Annotated in this window: 13 protein-coding genes and 1 rRNA gene; 9 read left to right on the top strand and 5 right to left on the bottom strand. The window is 73.8% G+C overall.

Annotated features, from left to right (window positions below; all coding sequences use genetic code 11):
* Positions 1-9: 9 nt before the first annotated feature.
* Positions 10-966, bottom strand: a complete 957-nt coding sequence (gene pip / locus LX15_RS16910; RefSeq protein WP_253670567.1) for a prolyl aminopeptidase — start codon at positions 964-966, stop codon at positions 10-12.
* 55 nt (positions 967-1,021) lie between these two features.
* Between pip and LX15_RS16905 the strand changes: the two genes are divergently transcribed.
* Positions 1,022-1,999, top strand: a complete 978-nt coding sequence (locus LX15_RS16905; protein ID WP_253670566.1) for a glutathione S-transferase family protein — start codon at positions 1,022-1,024, stop codon at positions 1,997-1,999.
* 305 nt (positions 2,000-2,304) lie between these two features.
* Here the strand turns inward: LX15_RS16905 and panB are convergent, their stop codons facing one another.
* Positions 2,305-3,183: a 3-methyl-2-oxobutanoate hydroxymethyltransferase gene (gene panB / locus LX15_RS16900; RefSeq protein WP_253670565.1), complete on the bottom strand. Its 879-nt coding sequence runs from the start codon at positions 3,181-3,183 to the stop codon at positions 2,305-2,307.
* 185 nt (positions 3,184-3,368) lie between these two features.
* Positions 3,369-3,632 carry a DivIVA domain-containing protein gene (locus LX15_RS16895; RefSeq protein WP_253670564.1) on the bottom strand — a complete coding sequence of 88 codons (264 nt, stop codon included), beginning with the start codon at positions 3,630-3,632 and terminating at the stop codon, positions 3,369-3,371.
* 261 nt (positions 3,633-3,893) lie between these two features.
* Between LX15_RS16895 and LX15_RS16890 the strand changes: the two genes are divergently transcribed.
* Positions 3,894-4,439, top strand: a complete 546-nt coding sequence (locus tag LX15_RS16890) for a fascin domain-containing protein (RefSeq protein ID WP_253670563.1) — start codon at positions 3,894-3,896, stop codon at positions 4,437-4,439.
* Positions 4,440-4,624: 185 nt separating this feature from the next.
* Here the strand turns inward: LX15_RS16890 and LX15_RS16885 are convergent, their stop codons facing one another.
* Positions 4,625-5,491, bottom strand: coding sequence for an alpha/beta fold hydrolase (locus LX15_RS16885; RefSeq protein ID WP_253670562.1), 867 nt, complete (start codon positions 5,489-5,491; stop codon positions 4,625-4,627).
* Between the two features lie 99 nt (positions 5,492-5,590).
* Here LX15_RS16885 and lysX point away from each other — a divergent pair, with 99 nt between their 5' ends.
* Together lysX and LX15_RS16875 are read left to right on the top strand one after the other, a co-directional pair.
* Entirely contained in the window at positions 5,591-9,055 is a 3,465-nt protein-coding gene (gene lysX / locus LX15_RS16880) for a bifunctional lysylphosphatidylglycerol synthetase/lysine--tRNA ligase LysX (RefSeq protein ID WP_372502742.1), read from the top strand.
* A complete protein-coding gene (locus tag LX15_RS16875; protein WP_253670560.1) occupies positions 9,052-9,738 on the top strand; it encodes a DUF998 domain-containing protein in 687 nt (228 codons plus the stop codon). The genes lysX and LX15_RS16875 overlap by 4 nt, the downstream gene beginning before the upstream one ends.
* A gap of 209 nt (positions 9,739-9,947) precedes the next feature.
* On the opposite strand, the gene LX15_RS16870 is transcribed toward LX15_RS16875, so the two are convergent.
* The gene (locus LX15_RS16870) at positions 9,948-11,672 is read right to left on the bottom strand and encodes an NAD+ synthase (RefSeq protein WP_253670559.1); all 1,725 of its coding nucleotides are present in this window, start codon (positions 11,670-11,672) and stop codon (positions 9,948-9,950) included.
* 75 nt (positions 11,673-11,747) lie between these two features.
* Between LX15_RS16870 and LX15_RS16865 the strand changes: the two genes are divergently transcribed.
* The 5 genes from LX15_RS16865 to LX15_RS16845 form a co-directional block, all read left to right on the top strand.
* On the top strand, positions 11,748-13,349 hold the full coding sequence (locus LX15_RS16865) for an alpha/beta hydrolase (RefSeq protein WP_253670558.1): 1,602 nt from the start codon (positions 11,748-11,750) through the stop codon (positions 13,347-13,349).
* Between the two features lie 34 nt (positions 13,350-13,383).
* Positions 13,384-14,964: an alpha/beta hydrolase gene (locus LX15_RS16860; RefSeq protein ID WP_253670557.1), complete on the top strand. Its 1,581-nt coding sequence runs from the start codon at positions 13,384-13,386 to the stop codon at positions 14,962-14,964.
* A 487-nt stretch (positions 14,965-15,451) separates the two neighbouring features.
* Positions 15,452-16,795: a glutamine synthetase family protein gene (locus tag LX15_RS16855; RefSeq protein WP_253670556.1), complete on the top strand. Its 1,344-nt coding sequence runs from the start codon at positions 15,452-15,454 to the stop codon at positions 16,793-16,795.
* A gap of 259 nt (positions 16,796-17,054) precedes the next feature.
* Positions 17,055-21,203: an FkbM family methyltransferase gene (locus LX15_RS33150; protein ID WP_253670555.1), complete on the top strand. Its 4,149-nt coding sequence runs from the start codon at positions 17,055-17,057 to the stop codon at positions 21,201-21,203.
* Between the two features lie 547 nt (positions 21,204-21,750).
* Positions 21,751-21,879 (top strand): 16S ribosomal RNA (locus tag LX15_RS16845); the annotation flags it as partial.

The following is a 21,879-nucleotide window of genomic DNA, read 5'->3' as shown; positions in this document are numbered from 1 at the left end:
GCCGCCGTCTCAGGGGCGGAACCGGTCGGACGCCTCGATGAGGTGGTGCAGGATGCCCGGCTCGTCGAACGCGTGCCCGGCGCCCTCCACCATCACCAGCTCCGACCCCGGCCACGCCTGGTGCAGTTCCCACGCGGTGGTGGCCGGGGTCGCCAGGTCGTAGCGGCCCTGCACGATCACCCCCGGCACGTCCGCCAGTCGCGCCGCGTTCCGCAGGAGCTGCCCCTCGGCCAGCCAGCCGCGGTGCCGGAAGTAGTGGTTCTCGATCCGCGCGAACGCCGTCGCGAACTCGGGTCGGCCGAACTGCTCGACCAGCGCCGGGTGGGGCAGCAGGGTGACGGTGGCCGCCTCCCACGTGCTCCACGCGACCGCCGCCGGTTCGCGCACGGCGGGGTCGGGGTGGGTGAGCAGCCGGTGGTAGGCCTCGATCAGGTCGTCGCGCTCGTCCTCCGGCACCGGGGCGACGAACTCCGCCCACCGCTCGGGGACGAGCTGGCCGGCCCCGCCGCCGTAGTACCAGTCCAGTTCGCCGCGCCGCAGGGTGAAGATCCCGCGCAGCACCATCTCGCTGACGCGGTCGGGATGGGTCTGCGCGTAGGCCAACGCGAGGGTGCTGCCCCACGAGCCGCCCGAGAGCTGCCACCGCTCGACGCCGAGGTGCTCCCGCAGCCGCTCGATGTCGGCGACCAGGTGCCAGGTGGTGTTGGTGCCCAGGTCGGCGTCGGGGGAGCTGGCGTGCGGGCGGCTGCGGCCGCAGCCCCGCTGGTCGAACAACACGATGCGGTAGGCCGCCGGGTCGAACAGCCTGCGGTGCCTCGGGGTGCACCCGCCGCCCGGCCCGCCGTGCAGGAACAACACGGGCTTGCCCAGGGGATCGCCGCAGCTCTCCCAGTAGATCCGGTGGCCGTCGCCGACGTCGAGCATGCCGTGCTCGTGCGGCTCGATCGGTGGGTAGAGCGTCCGCAACGTCCACCTCCCGGGAAGCGATGCGAGATCGTCTCGCGAAGCCTACGGTGCGGGCATGAGCCGACCCCAGTTCGCGCGCGAGACGTCCACCAGGGGGGAGTTCGTCCGCCAGCCCAACCGGTTCACCGACCGGGTCACGGCGGACGGCTCGTCCGGGTGGCCGGTGGAACCCGGCCGCTACCGGCTGGTGGTGTCGCTGGCCTGTCCGTGGGCCCACCGGTCGGTCATCGTGCGCCGGCTCCTCGGGCTGGAGGACGCGCTGTCGCTGGCCGTCGTGGACCCGGTCCGCGACGAGCGCGGCTGGCGGTTCACCCTGGACCGGGACGGCAGGGACCCGGTCCTGGGCATCGGGTTCCTCGCCGAGGCCTACCGCGCCACCGACCCGGACTACACCGGGCGGGTCACCGTGCCCTCGCTGATCGACACCCGCAGCGGCCGGGTGGTCAGCAACGACTACCCGCGCATCACCCTCGACCTGGCCACGGAGTGGCGGGCGCTGCACCGCCCCGGCGCTCCGGACCTGTATCCGGAGCACCTGCGCGCGGAGATCGACGCCGTCAACGCCGACGTGTTCCGCGACGTCAACAACGGGGTGTACCGCTGCGGCTTCGCCACCTCGCAGGAGGCGTACGAACGGGCGTACCACGCGTTGTTCGACCGGCTGGACGCGTTGTCGGAGCGCCTGGCGCACCAGCGCTACCTGGTCGGCGACACGATCACCGAGGCCGACGTGCGGCTGTTCACCACGCTCGTCCGCTTCGACGCCGTCTACCACGGCCACTTCAAGTGCAACCGGCAGAAGCTGACCGAGATGCCGGTGCTGTGGGCCTACGCGCGCGACCTGTTCCAGACCCCGGGGTTCGGCGACACGGTCGACTTCGACCACATCAAGCGGCACTACTACGGCACGCACGAGCAGCTCAACCCGAACCGCGTCGTGCCGCTGGGGCCGGACCCGAGCGGCTGGCACACCCCGCACGGACGGGAGGCGCTCGGCGGCCGGCCCTTCGGTGAGGAGACCCCGCCGGTGTGACGACCGCCGGTGTGGCGACCGCCGGTGTGGCGACCGTTGGAATGACCGCTGGCACGACACCAACGGGTGGTTGGGAGACGGGGAGACGGCGGTGTGGGTGCGGAGAAGCTCCGCACCCACACCGTGAGGTCACCCGTGCGCCGGTCGGACCGGACAGGACCTGACCAGGCCGGGGAGCCGCCGGCGACACCGGACCAGGGGAATCCGCGGAATCAGCGGCACCCGTGGGACCAGTGGAACCGGGACCAGCGAAACCAGGATCAGTGGAACCAGGATCAGCGAAACCAGGATCAGGGGAACCGGGCTCAGTGGAAGACGTGCTCCGGGCCGGGGAACACGCCCGAGCGCACCTCGGCCCCGAACTGGGCCGCCGCCGCGCCGAGCACGCCGGCCAGGTCGGCGTACCGCTTGACGAAGCGCGGCGCCCTGCCCGGGTTCAGCCCGGCCATGTCCTGCCAGACCAGCACCTGGGCGTCGCAGTCGGGGCCCGCGCCGATGCCGACGGTGGGGACCCGCAGCTCGGCCGTGATCCGCTTCGCCGTCTCCGCCGGCACCATCTCCAGCACGACCGCGAACGCGCCCGCCGCCTCCAGCGCCAACGCGTCCTCGACCAGCTCGTCCGCTGCCGCGCCCCGGCCCTGGACGCGGTACCCGCCGAGCACGTGCTCGCTCTGCGGCGTGAAACCGAGGTGGCCCATCACCGGTGTGCCGGCGGCGACCAGGGCCTCCACCAGCGGCGCGTACCGCCGGCCGCCCTCCAGCTTCACGGCGTGGGCCCCGCCCTCCTTCATCAGGCGGATGGCGCTGAGCATGCCCTGCTCGGTGGAGACCTCGTACGAGCCGAACGGCAGGTCGGCGACGACCAGCGCCCGCCGCGCGGACCGGCTGACCGCCCGCACCAGCGGCACCAGCTCGTCGACGGTCACCGGCACCGTGCTGTCGTAGCCGTAGACGGTGTTCGCGGCGGAGTCGCCGACGAGCAGCACCGGGATGCCGGCGTCGTCGAAGATCTTCGCGGAGAAGGTGTCGTAGGCGGTGAGCATGGGCCACGGCTCGCCGCGCTCCTTGAGCTCCCGCAGGTGGTGGACGCGGACCCGCTTCCTCGGCGCGGCGGAGGGGGCGGAGGCGCCGCCCGCGTAGGGCGCGGTCTCCTCGGCCTGGGGCGCGTTGGGCACAGCAGTCATCGTTGACCGTCCTTCCCTCGAGGCCCGCTCGGCGGGTCCCCGGGTCGTGCGGATGGTGTCCACCGAAAAGCCTGACACGCGTGCCACCAGGCGACACCGCGGGTGCGATCAGCTTCACAGGCGCCCGCGCCCGCGGTCGCTTCCCGGCTCCGGCGCGGGATCGGCCCAGCTCCCGGACGCGCGGCTCAGGCGCGGTCCTCGCGCTCCCGCAGCTCGCGCTCGATCCGGTCCAGCAGCGCGTCGACCTCGTCCTCCGCGAAGCCGCCCCGGCCGAGGGTGCTGCGGAACTCGACGTTCCGCACCTCCGTCGCGGTCACGTCGCCGTGCCCGTCGAGGGTGTCGGCGACGCGGGAGAGGAAGGCGACGACCTCGCGCTCCCGGTAGCCCCGAGTGCCGAAGCCGGTCGTGGTGAAGGTCGCGTGGCGGACCTCGTCGCCGGTGACGCCCATCGCGTGACCCTTCCGTGCCTCTGCCGTGCCCCTTCGGCGGGGATTGGGGCCGAACCCCGGTGACCGTATCCGCCGACGCGGCGCCAGTTCGACACCGTCGAGTGGGAAACCACCCGGCCGAGTGGTCCGCGTCGTGCGGCTCACCCGGTGCCCGTGTCGTGCGGCCGGCCGCCCTGTCGGTGACCTGTCACGACGGGCGGTCCGGTCGCCGTCGCCGGCTAGCGTCGGCGCGCGGGCTGCCCCCCGACCCCGAGGGACACGATGACCAGCAGACGACCCCGGCCGGCCGGGTCCAGGGCTGCGTTCGGCGCCCTGCTCGCGGTCCTGGCCCTGCTCACCCTGGCCCCGTCCGCGACGGCCACCCCGCCCGCTCCGCGCACTCCACCCGTGGAGGGCGTGGTGACTCTCCGTTCGGAGGCCAACGGGAAGTACGTGGTCCCGGAACTGGACTGGCCGTTCAACACCAACGGGACCCTGCGCGCCCGCAACGACGGCGTCGACGACCGGACCGGCTTCGACATGGTCGCGCTCGGCGGCGACACCTACGCCTTCCGGTCGACGGCGAACGGCAGGTACGTCAGCGCCGAGCTGGACTGGCCGTTCAACACCAACGGCACGCTGCGGGCCCGCGCCGACGGCGTCGGGCCATGGGAGAGGTACCAACGGGTCCCACTCGCCAACGGCCGCTTCGCCCTCAGGGCCGCCAACGGCAAGTACGTGACCGTGGAGTTGAGCTGGCCGTTCAACACCGTCGCGACCCTCAGGGCGCGTGCGGACTCGATCGGTCCGGCGGAGACGTTCCTCTGACCCCGGCGCCGCCTGCGGTGGGTCCGCGACGAGCCTGACGACCCGCCTGATGAGGTTGACGACGCGTCCGAGCCCGCGACGGGCTGGGACGCGTCGCCTCGGCCCGGTCGGATCGGCGGACCACGGGGCTCCCGTGGCGCCCGTGATCCGCGTCTGGATCACGGGCTTGGCGGGGAGCACGCGGTTCACGTCCCGTCGAGCACCCGCCGCACCGCCAACGCGACCGCGTCCGGTCGGTCCGCCGCCATCAGGTGACCGCTGCCCGGCACCAGGACCCGTTCGCCCCGGGGCGACATCCGGGCGAGCGCGTCGTGCGCGCCGAGGATCATCCGCGCCTGGCGCGGCCCGCCCAACGCCTCCCGCGCGGTCAGCACCACCAGGGGGACCTCGGGCAGGGGGTGCTCGTCCCGGAGCCGCTCGACCTCGGTGACCAGCTCGTCGTAGGCGGCGTTCTCGGCCACCAGCGCGCGCAGCACGTCCGGACGCGAGTACACCTCGGCGACCTCGTCCCGTGTCGCCGTCTCGCGCCCGGTCCACGAGCCGAGCCGCACCATCACCCGACGACAGGCCGGCCCGAGCCACCGGGCCAGCGCCGGGGGCGGCGAGGGCGTCCGCAGCAGGAGTCGGGCGACCGGGGCGAACCGGTCCCGTGGCCGCTCCGCGCCCGGCGGTTCCGTGCTGGGGTCCACCAACACCAGCCCCCGGACCCGGTGCGGATGGACCCGCGCGTACGCCTCGACGTGCAACGCCGCGACGGAATGCCCGACCAGCACGGCCGGGGCCGAATCGACGGACGAGCCGACGGACGAATCGACGGACGAGCCGACCGCCGCGTCCAGCACGGCGTCGAGCACGTCGATCTCCCTGCGCAGCCCGGGAGGCGTCGACGTGGGCGCGCTGTGCCCGGTCCCCGGCCGGTCGAAGGCGACCGTCACGGCGGCCGGGCCGGCGAGCAGCCGCGTCACCAGCGACCAGTCGAAGCAGGCGCCGCCCATCCCGCAGGCCAACAGCACCGGCGGCGCGCCCGGCCGCCCGTGGCGCACCGTGTGCACCTCTCCTGAGCCCGATGAAATCATCGATTCTGTCCGCACAGCGGTGTCGACGTTACGCGTGACGGACGATCCGGGCCGGTGGACACGGCGGGAGAGAGCGTGCAGCACAGTGTCGGGGGAACACGACCGAAGACGGAGGGGGAGACGGGGGGACGGCTCCATCCCGAGCCGGCGTCGGGAACACCGGTTCCCCGCTGGAAGTCCGCCACGGCCGGTGTCGTGGCCACGGTCGTCCAGCTCGCCGCGTTCCTCTCCCTTCTGCTGATCTTCGTGGAGGACGACGCCCCGGAGATCGCCGACGTCGTCCTCCAGGTGTTCGGCGCCCTCGCCCTGCCGGTGGACGCCAACGTGTTCATCGCGTTGGTGCTGGCCGTGCTCGGGGCCGCCCTGCGCCGGCGCAAGCGCGCCGCCCTGCGCACCCTGCTGTTGTTCCAGCTCCTCTACTTCGCCGCCGGCGTGCTGGTCGCGGTGCTGCTGTGGGTCGCCCCCGACCAGGTGGTCGACGACCCCGCCGAGCGGAGCGCCGTGCTCTGGGGGGAGCTGGTCCCGTACCAGGCGCTCACCGTGGTGTTCGTCGTGCTGCTCCTCCTGTTGCGGCCGGCGTTCCCCGCCCAACTGGCCCGCGGCGCCGCCTGGCGCGCCCTGGCGCACCTGGTCGTCGGGCTCGCGCTGGTCTGCCTCGTCGGATGGGGGCTGGCCGAGCTCTTCCCCGGCACGCTGGTCTCGGCCCGCGACAAGCTGGTGTGGGTGGCCAACCAGGTCACCGGCGAGGTGCTGCCCCTGCCGCGGCTGGGCGTGGACGCGCGCGGGCCGGACTCGCTGAGCCTGACGCTGAGCCTTCTCGGCGCGGCCGTCGGCGCGTGGGCGCTCGCGGTGTTCTTCCGGTCGGCGCGCACCCGCCGGCTGCTGTCGCGCGACGAGGAGCTGCGGGTCAGGGAGCTGCTCGCCGAGCACGGCGAACCGGACTCGCTGGGCTACTTCGCCACGCGCAGGGACAAGAGCGTGATCTTCTCCCCGTGCGGCAGGGCCGCCGTGACCTACCGGGTGCTCGGGGGCACGAGCCTGGCCAGCGCCGACCCGGTGGGGGAGGAGGAGCACTGGCCGGCGGCGATCGCGGCGTGGCTGGCCGAGGCCCGCCAGTACGGCTGGGCCTGCGCCGCGCTCGGCGCGAGCGAACGCGGCGCGCACGCCTACCGCCGCGCCGGGCTCAAGGCGTTGGAGATCGGGGACGAGGCGATCCTCGACGTCCGCGACTTCAGCCTCACCGGGCGGGACCGGCGTGCCGTGCGGCAGGCGATCAACCGGGTGGAGCGCGCCGGCTACCAGGTGCGCGTGCGCCGGCACGGCGAGATCCCGCCCGAGGAGATGGCCCAGCTCCTCGACGCCGCCCAGCGGTGGCGGGGCGCCGAGACCGAGCGCGGCTTCTCGATGGCGTTGGGCCGGCTGGGCGACCCCACCGACGAGCGCAACGTGATGGTGGAGGCCTACGACGCGCGGGGGCGGCTGCGCGGCCTGCTGTCGTTCGTGCCCTGGGGCCGGCGGGGCCTGTCGCTGGACCTGATGCGCAGGGACCGCGCCGCCGAGAACGGCCTCAACGAGTTCATGGTGTGCGGGCTCGTCGCGGCGGCGGGCACGCTGGGCGTGCAGCGGGTCTCGCTGAACTTCGCGATGTTCCGCGCCGTGTTCGAGGAGGGCGCGCGGATCGGGGCGGGGCCCGTGCTCAGGACGTGGCGGGCCCTGCTCGGCCTGGCCTCGCGGTTCTTCCAGCTCGAGTCGCTGTACCGCTCCAACGCCAAGTACGGGCCGGCGTGGCAGCCGCGCTTCCTCTGCTTCGCCCGCACCCGGCAGCTCGTCCGGGTCAGCCTGGTCGCCGGCGCGGCCGAGGGGTTCGTGCCCAGCCTGCGCTCCCTGCTGCGCAGGGGAGGGGAACGCGCGCTGGGCACCGGCGTCGTGGACGAGGACTTCGTCCGCCAGGTCCGCGAGATCGACGCCAGGGCGCTGGAGGTGCCCCGGCCCCGCCGCCGGCCGCCGGAACAGGTCAGGGTTCGACTGTCCAAAGTGGAGCGTCTCCGTCGGTCCGGTGTGGACCCCTACCCGGCGGGCGCGGAACGGGGTCCGCTGCTGGCCGAGGTCAGGGAGCGTTTCGCCGGGCTCGCCCCGGACACCAGGACCGGGGAGACGGTCACCGTGGCCGGCCGCGTCGTCGCCCACCGCGAACTGGGCCGGCTGGCGTTCGCGGTGCTGCGGGACTTCGACGGCGAGTTGCAGGTGATGTTGTCCGCCGACGTGCTCGGCGCCGACGCCCTGGCCGACTGGCGGGCCGCGGTGGACCTCGGCGACCTGGTGAGCGTGCGCGGCGAGGTGATCACCACCCGCAGGGGCGAGCTGTCGGTGGCCGCGACCGACTGGACGATGACGGCCAAGTGCCTGCACCCGCTGCCGGACAAGCGCAAGGGCCTCGGTGACCCCGAGGCCCGCGTGCGCCAGCGGTACCTGGACCTGGTGGTCAACCCGGAGTCCCGGCAGATGCTGCGGGCGCGGTCGTCGGTGGTCAGGGCGCTGCGGGACGCCCTGCACTCCCGCGGCTACCTCGAGGTGGAGACCCCGATGCTGCAACGGGTGCACGGCGGGGCGAACGCGCGCCCCTTCGTCACCCACATCAACGCCTACGACATGCGGATGTACCTGCGGATCGCGCCCGAGCTGTACCTGAAGCGGCTGTGCGTGGCCGGCGTGGACCGGGTCTTCGAGCTGAACCGCAACTTCCGCAACGAGGGCGTGGACGCCACCCACAACCCCGAGTTCACGATGCTGGAGGCCTACCAGGCGTACGCCGACTACACGACCATGCTGCACATGGCCCGTGAGCTGATCCAGGAGGCGGCGGTCGCCGCGCACGGCGCGCCGGTCGCCCGACGGCCGGACGCGAACGGGGTGGTCGTCGACCACGACCTGGGCGGGGAGTGGCCGGTCGTCGGCGTCCACGAGGCCGTGTCGGCCGCGCTGGGCGAGGAGATCACGCCCGACACCGAGCTGCCGGAGCTGCGCCGCCGCCTGGCCCCCGCCGGCGTCGCCCACCAGGAGGGGTGGAGCCGGGGGCAACTCCTGGTGGCGGCCTACGAACACCTCGTCGAGCCGCACACCACGCGGCCCACCTTCTACCGGGACTTCCCCACCGAGGTCTCCCCGCTGACCCGCCAGCACCGGGACGACCCGCGCCTGGCCGAACGGTGGGACCTCGTCGCGTTCGGGGCCGAGATCGCCACCGCCTACACCGAGCTGACCGACCCGCTGGAGCAGCGGGACCGGCTGTTCGCCCAGTCGCTGCGGGCCGCGAGCGGCGACGTCGAGGCCATGGAGCTGGACGAGGACTTCCTCACCGCCCTGGAACACGGCATGCCCCCGACCGGCGGGATGGGCATGGGCGTGGACCGGCTGGTGATGATGCTGACCGGGGCCTCGATCCGGCAGACGGTGCTGTTCCCCTTCGTCCGCCCCGCCGCGCGCGGCAACGGAGTCGGCGACGCTGGGCGCGGGGCCGGTGACGTGGGGGAGCCGCGGTGACCAGCCGGCCGCGCCTGCTTCCCGGTCTGTTGTTGGTGTCGGCGGTCCCGCTCTACTCGAACTGGCTCGCGGAGTTCGCCCTGCCGGTCGAGCTGTCGCCCACGGCCAGTTACGTCAGCGAGCACAGCGCCGAGGACCAGCCCCACCGCTGGTTCTTCCGGCTCCCGGACGTGCTGTCCGGGGTGCTGCTGTGCTGCGCCGCGGCGGCGTTGTCGGGTATCGGCCCTGACCGCTTCGGACGGCTTCTCGTGGGCGGCCTCGCCGCGCTCGGCGCGTCCACAGTGGGCGTCGCCCTGGCTCCCCTCGACTGCGCCGTCTCCCGGGACGAGGCCTGCCGAGCCGCCGAGCGGGCAGGGGAACTGTCCACAGTGCACTCCGCGCACGGGTGGCTCAGCGTGCTGGCCTTCCTCGCCTCGGTGGCCGCCGCGTTCGCCGCCGAACGGAGAACGCGGGGACCGCGCCGTCTCGCGTTCCGTCTCGTCCTGGCGACGCTGCTCGCCACCGGCGTGCTCTCCGTGGCGCTCCAGGAGACCGCGTGGGTCGGCCTGGTGCAACGCGTGCAGCTCGCGGCGGTCGCGGTCGGCCTCGCCGTCGGCGCGAGCGCCTGCCTCACGCGGCGCGGCCCGCAGCCGGAACGACTCCAGGAGCGGAAGGGCGACTCCATGCCCACACCAGGCCGCTGAGCGCCGTCGCCGGAACGGACCAGAGTGGATCTGCGTGGACGTGCCCTGGCCAGACCGAATGTGAGCGTGGTTCGCGCAGCCGGACCCGTACCGCTTCCTGCCCCCTGCCGCAGGTGCGGCGAAGCCCGGAGGCAGCAGGAAACGACGCGGCGCCGACCCAGTGGACGGGTCGGCGCCGTGTCACGCGCTCGTCGAGGCGGCCGACCCGGTCAGCGCACCTCGTGCTCGCGCCACGCGTTGGTGATCGGCAGCCGCCGGTCCCTGCCGAACGCCTTGAACGTGATCTTCGGGCCCGGCGGGTACTGCCGCCGCTTGTACTCGGCCAGGTCCACCATGCGCAGCACGCGTTCCACCAGCTCCGGCGCGAACCCGGCCTCCAGCAGGTCCGCGTAGCCCCGGTCGCCCTCGACGTAGTCGTCCAGCACGTCGTCGAGCAACGCGTAGTCCGGCAGCGAGTCGGTGTCGAGCTGACCGGGCCGCAGCTCCGCCGACGGCGGCTTGGTGATCGAGTTCTCCGGGATCGGCGGCGCCTCGCCGTGCTTCTCCGCCTCGGCGTTGCGCCACCGGGCCAACTGCCAGACCAGCGTCTTGGGCACGTCCTTGATCGGGGCGTACCCGCCGACCGCGTCGCCGTAGATCGTCGAGTAGCCCACGGCCAACTCGGTCTTGTTGCCGGTCGCCAACACCAGGTGCCCGTGCTGGTTGGACAGCGCCATCAACGTCATGCCCCGGCACCGCGCCTGGATGTTCTCCTCGGCCAGCCCGGTCAGGCCGAGCTGCTCGACGAACGCCCTGACCTGGTCGGCGATCGGCTGCACCTGGAAGTGCAGGCCGGTCCGCCTGGCCAGCTCGGCGGCGTCGCCCCGCGAGTGCTCCGAGGAGTACTGGGAGGGCATGGAGACGCCGTGCACCGCGTCCGCGCCCACCGCGTCGACCGCCAGCGCCGCGACCACGGCGGAGTCGATGCCACCGGACAACCCGAGGACCACCGACTTGAAGCCGTTCTTCTGCACGTAGTCCCGCAGGCCGGTGACCAGCGCGGACCACACCTCGGCCTCGTCGGACAGCGGCTCGGCGACCGGCGGCGCCGGCAGCGGCTCGTAGGCCGGCAGCGGCTCCTCCGACACCACCACCCGACGCACGTCGAACCCGCCGACCCGGCCGTCGCGGCCGTGCCCGCCGGCCGGGAGGTCCACGTCCAGCACGAGCAGGTGCTCGACGAACTGCGGGGCGCGCGCCAGCAGCTCGCCGCCGGCGGTCATCACCAGCGAGTCGCCGTCGAAGACCAGCTCGTCCTGCCCGCCCACCAGGTTCACGTACGCGATCGGCGCCCCCGCCTCGGCGGCGCGCCGCGCCACCAGCTCGCGCCGCACGTCGTCCTTGCTGCGCTCGTACGGCGACCCGTTGACGCACAGCACCAGGTCCACCCCGGCCTCGCCGAGCGCGGCGATCGGCCCGCCGTCCTGCCAGATGTCCTCGCAGATCACCACGCCCACGTCCACGCCGTGCGCCCGCACGATCGGCAGCTCGTCGCCCGGCACGAAGTACCGGAACTCGTCGAACACGCCGTAGTTGGGCAGGTGGTGCTTGTGGTAGCGGGCCACCACCCGGCCGCCGTGCAGCACGGCGGCGGTGTTGCGCGGCCCCGCCGCGTCCCGGTCCAGGTAGCCGACCACCACCACGGCGTCGGCGCAGCCCGCGTCGACCAGCCGGCCGGCCAGCCCGTCGAGCGTGCGCCGGGACGCGGCCGCGAACGACTCCCGCAGCGCCAGGTCCTCCACCGGGTAGCCGGTGAGCACCATCTCGGGGAACGCGACCAGGTGCGCGCCGGACTGGACCGCCTTCCTGGTCCACTCGACGACGAGGTCGGCGTTGCCGGCGAGGTCGCCGACGCACGCGTCGACCTGCGCAAGGGCGAGGCGAAGCTGGGGCATGTCCTCATCATCGCGCACAACCCGACACTCCGGTGCCCCCGTGTGCGCCAGATCCGCCCCGTCCCTGCTGGCACGATGCCTGGCGTGCCCCGACTGACCCGACCGGCCGCCGCCGTCGTCGCGGCGGCCCTGGTGGCGGCCACCGCGGCCTGCACCTCGGAAAACCCCGACCAGAGCCCGACACCCGCGCGCACCGAGACCAGGGGACCCAGCGGTCCGGTGCCCTCCGGTCTGGAGCGGTTCTACGGACAGCCGCTGACCTGGGGCGCGTGTGAGAGCTTCGCCACCACCGCCGAGGACCGCGACGCCTTCCGCAAGCCCGGCCTGGAGTGCGCCCGGCTCACCGTGCCACTCGACTACGGCGACCCGGGAGGCCGGACCATCACCCTCGGCCTGCTCCGCCGCCCCGCCGAGGACCAGGGCGCGCGCGTCGGCTCCCTCGTGCTCAACCCCGGCGGCCCCGGCGCCTCCGGGATGAGCACCGCGGCGAACCTCGCGCGGACCGTGTCCGGCACCGAGCTGGGACGGCGGATGGACCTGGTGGGCTTCGACCCGAGGGGCGTCGGGGCGAGCGAGCCGCAGGTGCGGTGCCTGACCGACCAGGAGCGGGACGCCGAGCGGCTGGACAACGACGTCGACACCTCGCCGCGGGGCGTGGAGCAGACCGAGAACGAGGAACGCGACTACGTGGGCAAGTGCGCCGAACGGGCGGGCAGGGACCTACTCGCCACCATGGGCACCAGGGACGTGGCCAAGGACCTCGACGTCCTGCGCTCCGCGCTCGGCGACCCGAAGCTCACCTACCTCGGCTACTCGTACGGCACGCGGATCGGCACGGCCTACGCGGAGGCGTTCCCGACGAACGTGCGGGCGATGGTGCTCGACGGCGCGGTCGCGCCCGCCCAGGACCCGGTCGCCGAACTGGTCGCGCAGGGCGCCGGCTTCCAACGGGCCTTCACCGCGTTCGCGACGTGGTGCGCGCAGCAGCCGCAGTGCGCGCTGGGCAACGACCCCGCGCGGGCGGTGCCCGCCTTCCGCCGGCTCGTCGACCCCCTCGTCGACCACCCCGCGCCGGTCGACGGGGGCCGGAAGCTGTCCTACGGCGACGCCACCACCGCGGTGATCCAGGCCCTGTACGCCGAGTCGTACTGGAAGACGCTCGACCACGCGCTGCGTCAGCTCGCGGAGGGGAGGGGCACCGAGCTGATGGCCTTCGCCGACGTCTACTACGGGCGGGGCTCCGACGGCCGGTACTCCACCACCATGGACGCGTTCACGGCGGTGCGCTGCGTGGACGACCCCCGCCTGGTCGACAGGAACGTGCGGAAGGAAGCCGACCGGCGCTACCGCGAGGCCGCGCCCTTCCTCGACGACGGACGCGGGGCGTCCGGCGCCCTCGACGCGTGCGCGTTCTGGCCGGTCCCGCCGACGAGCCAGCCGCACCAGCCGAAGGTCGACGGCCTGCCCGACACCGTGGTGATCTCCACCACCGGCGACCCGGCCACCCCGTACCAGGCGGGGGTCGACCTGGCGAAGGCGCTGCACGCCCGGCTCCTCACGCACGAGGGCGAGGGCCACACGGTCTTCCTCCAGGGCGTGCGCTGCGTGGACGACGCGGTGACCCGCTACCTCGTCGACCTCCAGCTCCCCGCGGACGGCGCCACCTGCCGCCGCTGATGCCCGCCTCACCCGACCGGGTGACAATGGCCGGGTGTCCCGTCTCTCCCGCCTCGTCGTCGCCCTCGGTGCCGCCGCCCTCCTGACCGCGTGCTCCAGCGCGGTCGACGGCACCCCCACCCCGCCGAAGCTGGAGCAGCGCGGGCCCGTGAACCCGGTGCCGGCGGGGCTGGAGCGCTTCTACGGGCAGCCGGTGGGGTGGACCTCGTGCCAGGGCTTCGCCTCCACACCGGAGCAGCGCTCGCTGTACCGCAAGCGGGGGATCGAGTGCGCGCGGGTGACGGTGCCCCTGGACTACGCCAAGCCGGACGGCGAGACGGTCTCGCTCGCCCTGCTGCGTCGCCCCGCCTCCAACCCCGACCGGCGCGTCGGCTCCCTGCTGATCAACCCGGGAGGCCCCGGCGGCTCCGGTGTCGAGGCCGCCGCCTCGCTGGCCAGCCGCGTCGACGACGGCGAGCTGGGCCAGCGGTTCGACCTGGTGGGCTTCGACCCGAGGGGCGTCGGGGCGAGCGAGCCGCAGGTGCGGTGCCTGACCGACCAGGAGCGGGACGCCGAGCGGCTCGACCTCGACCTGGACACCTCGCCGCAGGGCGTGGAGCAGACCGAGAACGAGGAGAAGGAGTACGCGCAGAAGTGCGCGGAGCGGGTCGGCAAGGACCTGCTCGCCCACGTCGGCACCAGGGACGTCGTGCGGGACATGGACGTCCTGCGGTCGGTGCTGGGCGACGCGAAGCTCACCTACGTTGGCTTCTCCTACGGGACGCGGATCGGCACGGCCTACGCGGAGGCGTTCCCGACGAACGTGCGGGCGATGGTGCTCGACGGGGCGGTGGCCCCGACCGAGGACCGGATCGCCCAGTCGATCGGCCAGGCGAAGGGCTTCGCCGACGCGTTCGCGGCGTTCGCGTCCTGGTGCGCCCGCCGCCCGGACTGCGCTCTGGGCGGCGACGCCGAGGCCGCCGAGAAGAAGCTCGACGAGATGGTCGCGCCGATGAAGAAGGAGCCGCTGGCGGTCGAGGACCGCAAGCTCTCCTACACCGACGTCGGCACCGCGGTCGCCCAGGCCATGTACAGCAAGGAGCTGTGGCCGGTGCTCAACACCGGCCTGACCGAGCTGGCCCACGGCAAGGGCCGCGCGTTGCTGATGCTCGCCGACGCCTACCTCGGCCGGGGCTCCGACGGCCGGTACTCGACGCAGACCGACGCCTTCCGCGCGATCCGCTGCGTCGACGATCCTCCGGTCACCGACCGCGCCGTGCTGTTGGAGACCGCGCGCAAGGTCCGCGAGGCCGTGGGCGAGCACGGCGTCCTCGACGACGGCGCCGAGCCGGTGGGCGTGCTCGACGCGTGCGCGTTCTGGCCGGTCCCGCCGACGAGCCAGCCGCACCAGCCGAAGGTCGACGGCCTGCCCCAGACCCTGGTGATCTCGACGACGGGCGACCCGGCCACGCCGTACCAGGCGGGCGTGGACCTGGCGAAGGCGCTCAACGCCCGCCTGCTCACCTTCACCGGCAACCAGCACACGGCGTTCCTCCAGAACAACCGCTGCGTGGACACGGCGACCACCCGCTACCTGGTGGACCTCACCCCGCCCGCCGAGGGCGCCCGCTGCTGAACCCCACCCGCTGAGCCCCCACCGGGCACCCGCTGCCGCCCACTCCGGTCACCCGCGCCGGACCCAACACCTCTGGGCAGCCCCCACCCGCCCTGGGGGGCGAGCCCTGCACCAGCCTATCCGCGCCCACCCCGCGCCGCCCCCACCAAACCGTCCCCTGTGGATAGATACCCGTCCGAGGGACTCGTCGTTCACCCCGCAGTCAGGTCACGGAGGGTCCACCACCGTCCCCTGTGGATAACTCGGCGAATTCAGTTGACAAACCACACCGAACAACACTCACCCGACCACCCGAATCGCCCCGTCCGGACACCGACCGCCGACCGAGGCCGGCAAGCATGAGCGCCAGGTGCGCGGGGCCGCCGGACCACCGCCGCGAGCGCAGGAGAACCGGCCCGGGAACCACCCGAACCACCCGGAACACACACGACGGCGCCAACCGACACGGAAGCGGCGCCCCGGCGCGTCGACCGCCTACGCTGCGGGCATGGATCGCCAGCAGGAGTTCGTGCTGCGCACCCTCGAGGAGCGCGACATCCGGTTCGTTCGGTTGTGGTTCACCGACGTGCTCGGATTCCTCAAGTCGGTCGCGGTCGCCCCTGCCGAGCTGGAGGGCGCCTTCGCCGAGGGCATCGGCTTCGACGGCTCCGCGATCCAGGGCTTCGCCAGGGTCTACGAGTCCGACATGGTCGCCAAGCCGGACCCGGGCACCTTCCAGGTGCTGCCGTGGGAGACCCCGGACGGCGAGCACTACTCGGCCCGCATGTTCTGCGACATCGCCATGCCCGACGGCTCGCCCTGCTGGGCCGACCCCCGACACGTGCTGCGCCGCACCCTCGCCAGGGCCAGCGAGGCCGGCTTCACCTGCTACGTCCACCCCGAGATCGAGTTCTTCCTCCTGCGCGACCTGCCCAAGGACGGCACACCGCCGGAGCCGGCCGACGAGGGCGGCTACTTCGACCAGGCCAGCCACAACGCCGCGCCCCACTTCCGCCGCCACGCCATCGAGGCGTTGGAGGCGATGGGCATCTCGGTGGAGTTCAGCCACCACGAGGGCGCGCCGGGCCAGCAGGAGATCGACCTGCGCTACGCCGACGCGCTGACCATGGCCGACAACGTCATGACGTTCCGGTACGTGGTCAAGGAGGTGGCCATCAAGCAGGGCGTGCGCGCCTCGTTCATGCCCAAGCCGTTCTCCGACCAGCCGGGCTCCGGCATGCATACCCACGTCAGCCTGTTCGAGGGGGACCGCAACGCCTTCTACGACAGCGAGGACCCGTTCGAGCTGTCCAGCACGGGCAAGGCGTTCGTCGCCGGTCTCCTGCACCACGCCCGTGAGATCACCGCCGTGACCAACCAGTGGGTCAACTCCTACAAGCGGCTGATCGTCGGCGGCGAGGCGCCGACCGCCGTGTGCTGGGGGCACGCCAACCGCTCCGCCCTCGTCCGGGTGCCCATGTACTCACCTGGCAAGGCGTCCTCCCGCCGGGTGGAGATCCGCAGCCTCGACACCGCCTGCAACCCGTACCTGGCGTACTCCGTGGTCATCGCCGCCGGGCTGAAGGGCGTGCAGGAGGGCTACGAGCTGCCGCCGGCGGCCGAGGACGACGTGTGGTCGCTGACCGAGTCCGAGCGGCGGGCCGCCGGCTACAGCAGCCTGCCGCAGAACCTCGCCGAGGCGTTGGCCGTGATGGAGAACTCGGAGCTGGTCGCCGAAACCCTCGGCGAGCACGTCTTCGACTTCTTCCTGCGGAACAAGCGGGCGGAGTGGGACGCCTACCGCCGCCAGGTCACCCCGTACGAGCTGCGCACCTACCTGCCGATGCTCTGAACGCCGCCCGTCCTCCCGCGACACGAGCCGTCGTGTCGCGGGAGAGGACCGGCACGGCCGAGAGCCGGCCAACCAGGGACGCGCCCGCTTCGCTCCTCCATGGGAGGACCCCCAGGAGAGACCGGAACACCAACCCGGGACGCTGCGTAACGCTGATCGTGACTGTCGGACACCAGCGGACGAGACGAGGTCCTCCCCACGGCGACCACGCGTGTCGCCACGCCACGACCGGCCAGCGGAGGGCATAGGTTCTGTCCCTGTGCAGGACGGCAAGCACGAAGCGAAGGACCCGGCCGAGCGCGCCGAGGGAACCCCCGACGACCGGGCCGACGCGGTCGAACCCCCCGCCGCCACCCCGGCGGACCAGGCGCGACCCACCCCGGCGGAGCCGCGGGAACCGGCGACACCCGACGCCGACGCCAATGCCGACGCCCCGACGGTGCGGCAACCGGCGCCCCCCGCGCCGCCCCAGGACGCGCCCGGGGCCGACGTCGAGGCCACCACCCGCCTGCCCGTCACCGCGACGGCCAAGGCCGGAGCCGTCCGACCCGCCCAGACGCGCGCCGTCCCCCCGCTGACCGCCTGCACCACCGCCACCACCGGCGAGCTGGCCGCGGTCCGCGTCCTCGGCGAGACCTTCCTGACCCACCACCCCGGAGCCCGGTTCGTCGCCCTGCTCGTCGACGTGCCCGGCGCCAGCGCGCCGCGCGGCGGAGCCGTCGAGCTGCTGCGCCCCGCCGACATCGGCGTCCCCGCCGAGACACTGGCCCGGCTGGGCACCGCGTGCACCGCCGACGAGCTCCGCGCGGTCCTCCAACCCCGGCTGCTGACGCACCTCATCGCCTCCGGCGGCCCGGTCCTGCACCTCGACCCCCGCGTCCTGGTGCTCAACCGGATCGACGACCTCGTCCTGCCCGCCCTGGCCCAGTGGCCCCTGCTGCTCTCCCCGCGCCTGCTCGAACCCCTCGCCAGGGACGGCCTGCGCCCCTCTCCCGAGGAACTGGTCGCCGCCGGCGTGTTCGACCCCGGCTTCCTCGGCGTCGCCCCCGGCGCCGAACCCTTCCTGCGCTCGTGGACCGACCTCGTCGACGAGGCCCCGCACGCCGCCGGCGCCTTCCTCGACGGCGCTCCCGCCCTGGTCGACCACCACGTCCTGCGCGACCCCGGGATCGGCCTGTCCGTCTGGAACGCCACCCAGCGCGAGCTCACCCGCGACGCCGGAGGCGCCCTCCGAGCCAGCGGCGCCCCCCTGCGCACCGTGCACCTCACGGGCTTCGACCCCCAACGCCCCTGGCTGCTGTCCGCCGACATCGCCGACCGGCCCCGCGTCCTGCTCTCCGAGCACCCCCTCCTCGCGGAGCTGTGCGCCCGGTACCGCAACGACCTGGTGCGGGCCGGCGAGAGCCGCGGCGTCGAGGGCTACCGCTTCGCCCAGCTCCCCGACGGCTCGCCCCTGCCCGCGGCCCTGCGCCGCCAGTACCACGAGGCGTGGCGCGCGGCCGAACGCGCCGGCGACCCACCGCCACCAGCGGCGTTCCGCGCCGACGGACGGGACGGGCAGCCCGAGGACGCCGACGGCTTCGTCCGCTGGGCCTGCGAGCCGGCCGACGACCGGCAACGCGCGGCCGGCGGCTCCCGGTGGTCCGCCGCGCTCTGGGCGGACGACCCCGAGCTCCGACGCGTCTTCCCCGACCCGTTCGGCACCGACGCCGGCGCCTACCGGGCCTGGTGCGCCCAACACGGCGTCCCAGGCGGCCGGCTCCACCCCAACGCCGTGCGCACCCCCAGCCTCGACCTGCCCGAGCTGATCGACCAGCTCGGCGTGGCCGTCGTGGGAACCGGACCGCTCGCCGACGCGCTCCGCTCCGCCGCGCACTCCTCCGGCCTGCCCACCGCCGAGGAGCCGCTCTACCCGGTGCTCGTCCGCTGCCCCGGCGCCCCGCCCGCCCCGACCGACCGCTACGTCATCGAGGTGCGGCCCGACGCCTCCGCCGACACCGACCTGCGGGGCGTCAACGAGCTGTGGGTGCTCTCCGAGGCCGCCCGCAGGGACCTCGACGCGCTCGGCGTCCCCGTGCGCGCCTTCCCCCCGCCCGTGCCCGACCCCGGGGAACCCGACCCCGCCGCACGGGCCGCGGCCAGGGCGAGCCTCGGCCTCGCCGAGGAGCACGTGGTGTTCGTCGGCGCCGCCGACCACGGCGAGGAGCGCCGCGGCAACGTCCTCGGCCTGGTCTCGGCGTTCCTCACCGCCTTCCCCGACCGGGACGACGTGCGCCTGGTGCTCGCCATGACCTCCGCCCGGGAGCACCCCGAGGCCGCCGAGCGCCTGCGGCTCGCCACCGTCACCGACCCCCGCGTCCGTCTCGTCGAACCGTCCGACGCGGAGGTCGAGGACACCCTCACCCGCCTGCTCGCCGCCGCGGACTGCGTGGCCGCGCTGCACCGGGCGCACGACCCCGGCGGCAGCGAGGGCGGTGGCGCTGGCGAGCGCATCGCGCTGCTGCTGGCCGCCGCGGCCGCCAGGGGTGTCCCGGTGCTGGCCAGCGACCACGGCGCGGTCAGCGAGTTCTTCGACCGGGGCGTGGCCGTCCTCGTGCCCTGCCACGACGGCGGGGCCGAGCCCGACCTCCAGTCGGCGGCCCGCCTGCTGCGGGGGCTCGCCGAGGACCGCGAGACCGCCGCGCGCGTCGGCGCCCTCGGCCGGGAGCACGTGCTCCGCACCAGGACCCTCGCCCAGGCCGCCGACAACCTGCGGGAACGCGTCGAGCACGCCTACCGCACGTGGCGCGCGCGGCGCGCGCAGGCGCGGCTGAGCCAGGCCGACGACCCGCTCCGGCCACTGCTGGTCGCCAAGCACGCCCTCCACCGGGAACCGGACGTCGACGCGCAGAGCAGGATCCCGCTGGCCCCGGCCCTGCGGAAGGCGGTCCTGCGCGTCCTGCACCACTACGACGCGCACCTGCGCGACATGATGGGCGCCCTCGTCGACGGGGTGGAACGCACGGCGGGCGAGCTGCTCCGCCGGCAGGACGAGATCGGGCAGAGCGCCGGCCTCGCCGAGCTGGACGGCGTGCGCGCCGACCTCGCCCGCCTGGTCGAACGGCAGCAACAGCTCGCCGACCAGCTCGTCGGCACCGACGACGGCGTCCTGCGGGCGCGCGCCGACCTCGCCGGCCAGGGTCGGCGACTCGGGGCCGTGGAGCAGGTGATCGCCGACGAGTCCGCCCGGCGCGACAAGCAGCTCGACGCGATCGCGGCCCGCCTCGACCAGCTCGCCGGCGCGCTCAACCGCACGCTCGACCGGATCGACGTCCTGGAGGGGCGTGTCGCGGAGTCGTTGCGGGAGCGGGACAACCGCCTCGAGTCGACCCTGCGGGCCGCCACGCAGGCGGTGCGCACGACGGACGCGCTCCGCAGGGTGGTCGTGCGCGAGCACGAGCGGCATTACGACGCCGTCACGTCGAGGGACGGGGCGAACGGGAACGGGACCGAGAACCTCGAAGGCCACACGTCCCTGGTCCTCTGCGACGCCGGACTGCTCCGGCTGCCCGCCGAGGACGGGCTCATGTTGCCGTGGCTGTCCAGCCACGGGGTGTGGGAGCCGGAGGTCGGCGCCCTCATCGACTCGTTGCTGGAACCGGACGGGGTGTTCGTCGACGTGGGCGCCCACGTCGGCTACCACACCGTGCGGGTGTTGAGCAGGATCGGAACGTCCGGCGCGGTGGTGGCGGTCGAGCCCTGCGCCAGGACCAGGGCGCTGTTGCGGCGCAACGTCGAGGTCAACGTGGCGCCGGCGGTCGCCCAGCGCTTCGCGGTCATCGGGGCCGCCGCGTGGGACGCGCCCGGCGAACTCGCCGTGGAGCCCGCCTTGACCGGAGGCGTGTCGGTTCGGCCGACCCAGTTCGCCGTGGCAGGAAATGGCGGCGTCGCGCCCAACGGCACCGGGGCGACCAGCCAGAACGGCCAGCGCGACGGCGACGGCCCAGAGGCCGCGCCGCAGCCCGGCGCGAGCACGGGCGAGCACGCCGACGGCGTGCCCAGGGTCGCCGCGGTGCGGCTGGACAAGGAGTTGGAGGGGCTCGCGGGCCTGGCGGGAATGCGCCTGTCGGTGGTGAAGGTCGACGCGCCGGGCGCGAGCCACCGCGCCCTCGGCGGCCTGGTCCGGCTGCTCCGCCGGGACCGCCCGCACGTGGTCTGCGCCTTCTCTCCGTCCGCGACCGCCGCGCTCGGCGACGACCCGGCGGCGGCACTGCGCGAGTTCCACACGTGGGGCTACGACCTCGTGCCCCTCGGTGGCAACGCGCCCATCACGCCCCAGGACGTGCTCGACGCGGCGGAGGCCGCCGGGCCGGGCGCGACCGCGTCCCTGTGGTTGCGGCCGAAGGCGCGTTCCCACGGCTCGGCGTGACGCGACGGCGGCGCGGGAGTGGTCCCCGCGCCGCCGTCAAGCCTCTGACCAGGCGATTTGACTTCGTCGTCAGACGTGCGTAACTTTCTCTTCGCCGCACGGGAGGCCGGACGGACCGGGACGACGATCCAGGGACGGACGGCGAGAGTAACACTCCTCAGCGACACCACGGGTGTTCACCGAGGAGTGCGGCTCACTCCGGGCCGAGCGGGTTGACACCGCGAGTCGGACCGGGTAGTGTAGTGCGGTCACCGGGACGGAGCCCAGCAGACCTCCACGAGGTTGATTTGACTGGACGGAAACGGACCGGTTAGGCTTGAAACACCGAGAGCAAAACGCCCCGGATCGGGACATGCGGTTGTGTGTCTGGTGAGGGTGTGCGTGTGTTCTTTGAGAACTCAACAGCGTGCCGAATGTATGCCAGTGATGGATACCCCCGATGATGGGGTTCCTTTGAGATGCAACAACACTGCGCGCCGGCACTGGTGTTGACTGGCCCTTGTGGGTTGGTCGCGTTGGTGGGTGTGTGCGCGTGATCAAACGGTCCTTGATGGAGAGTTTGATCCTGGCTCAGGACGAACGCTGGCGGCGTGCTTAACACATGCAAGTCGAGCGGTAAGGCCCTTCGGGGTACACGAGCGGCGAACGGGTGAGTAACACGTGGGCAACCTGCCCT

The sequence above is a fragment of the Streptoalloteichus tenebrarius genome (assembly GCF_024171885.1).
In the GTDB taxonomy this organism is placed as follows: Bacteria; Actinomycetota; Actinomycetes; order Mycobacteriales; family Pseudonocardiaceae; genus Streptoalloteichus; species Streptoalloteichus tenebrarius.
This window is presented reverse-complemented; position numbering and strand designations above follow the sequence as displayed.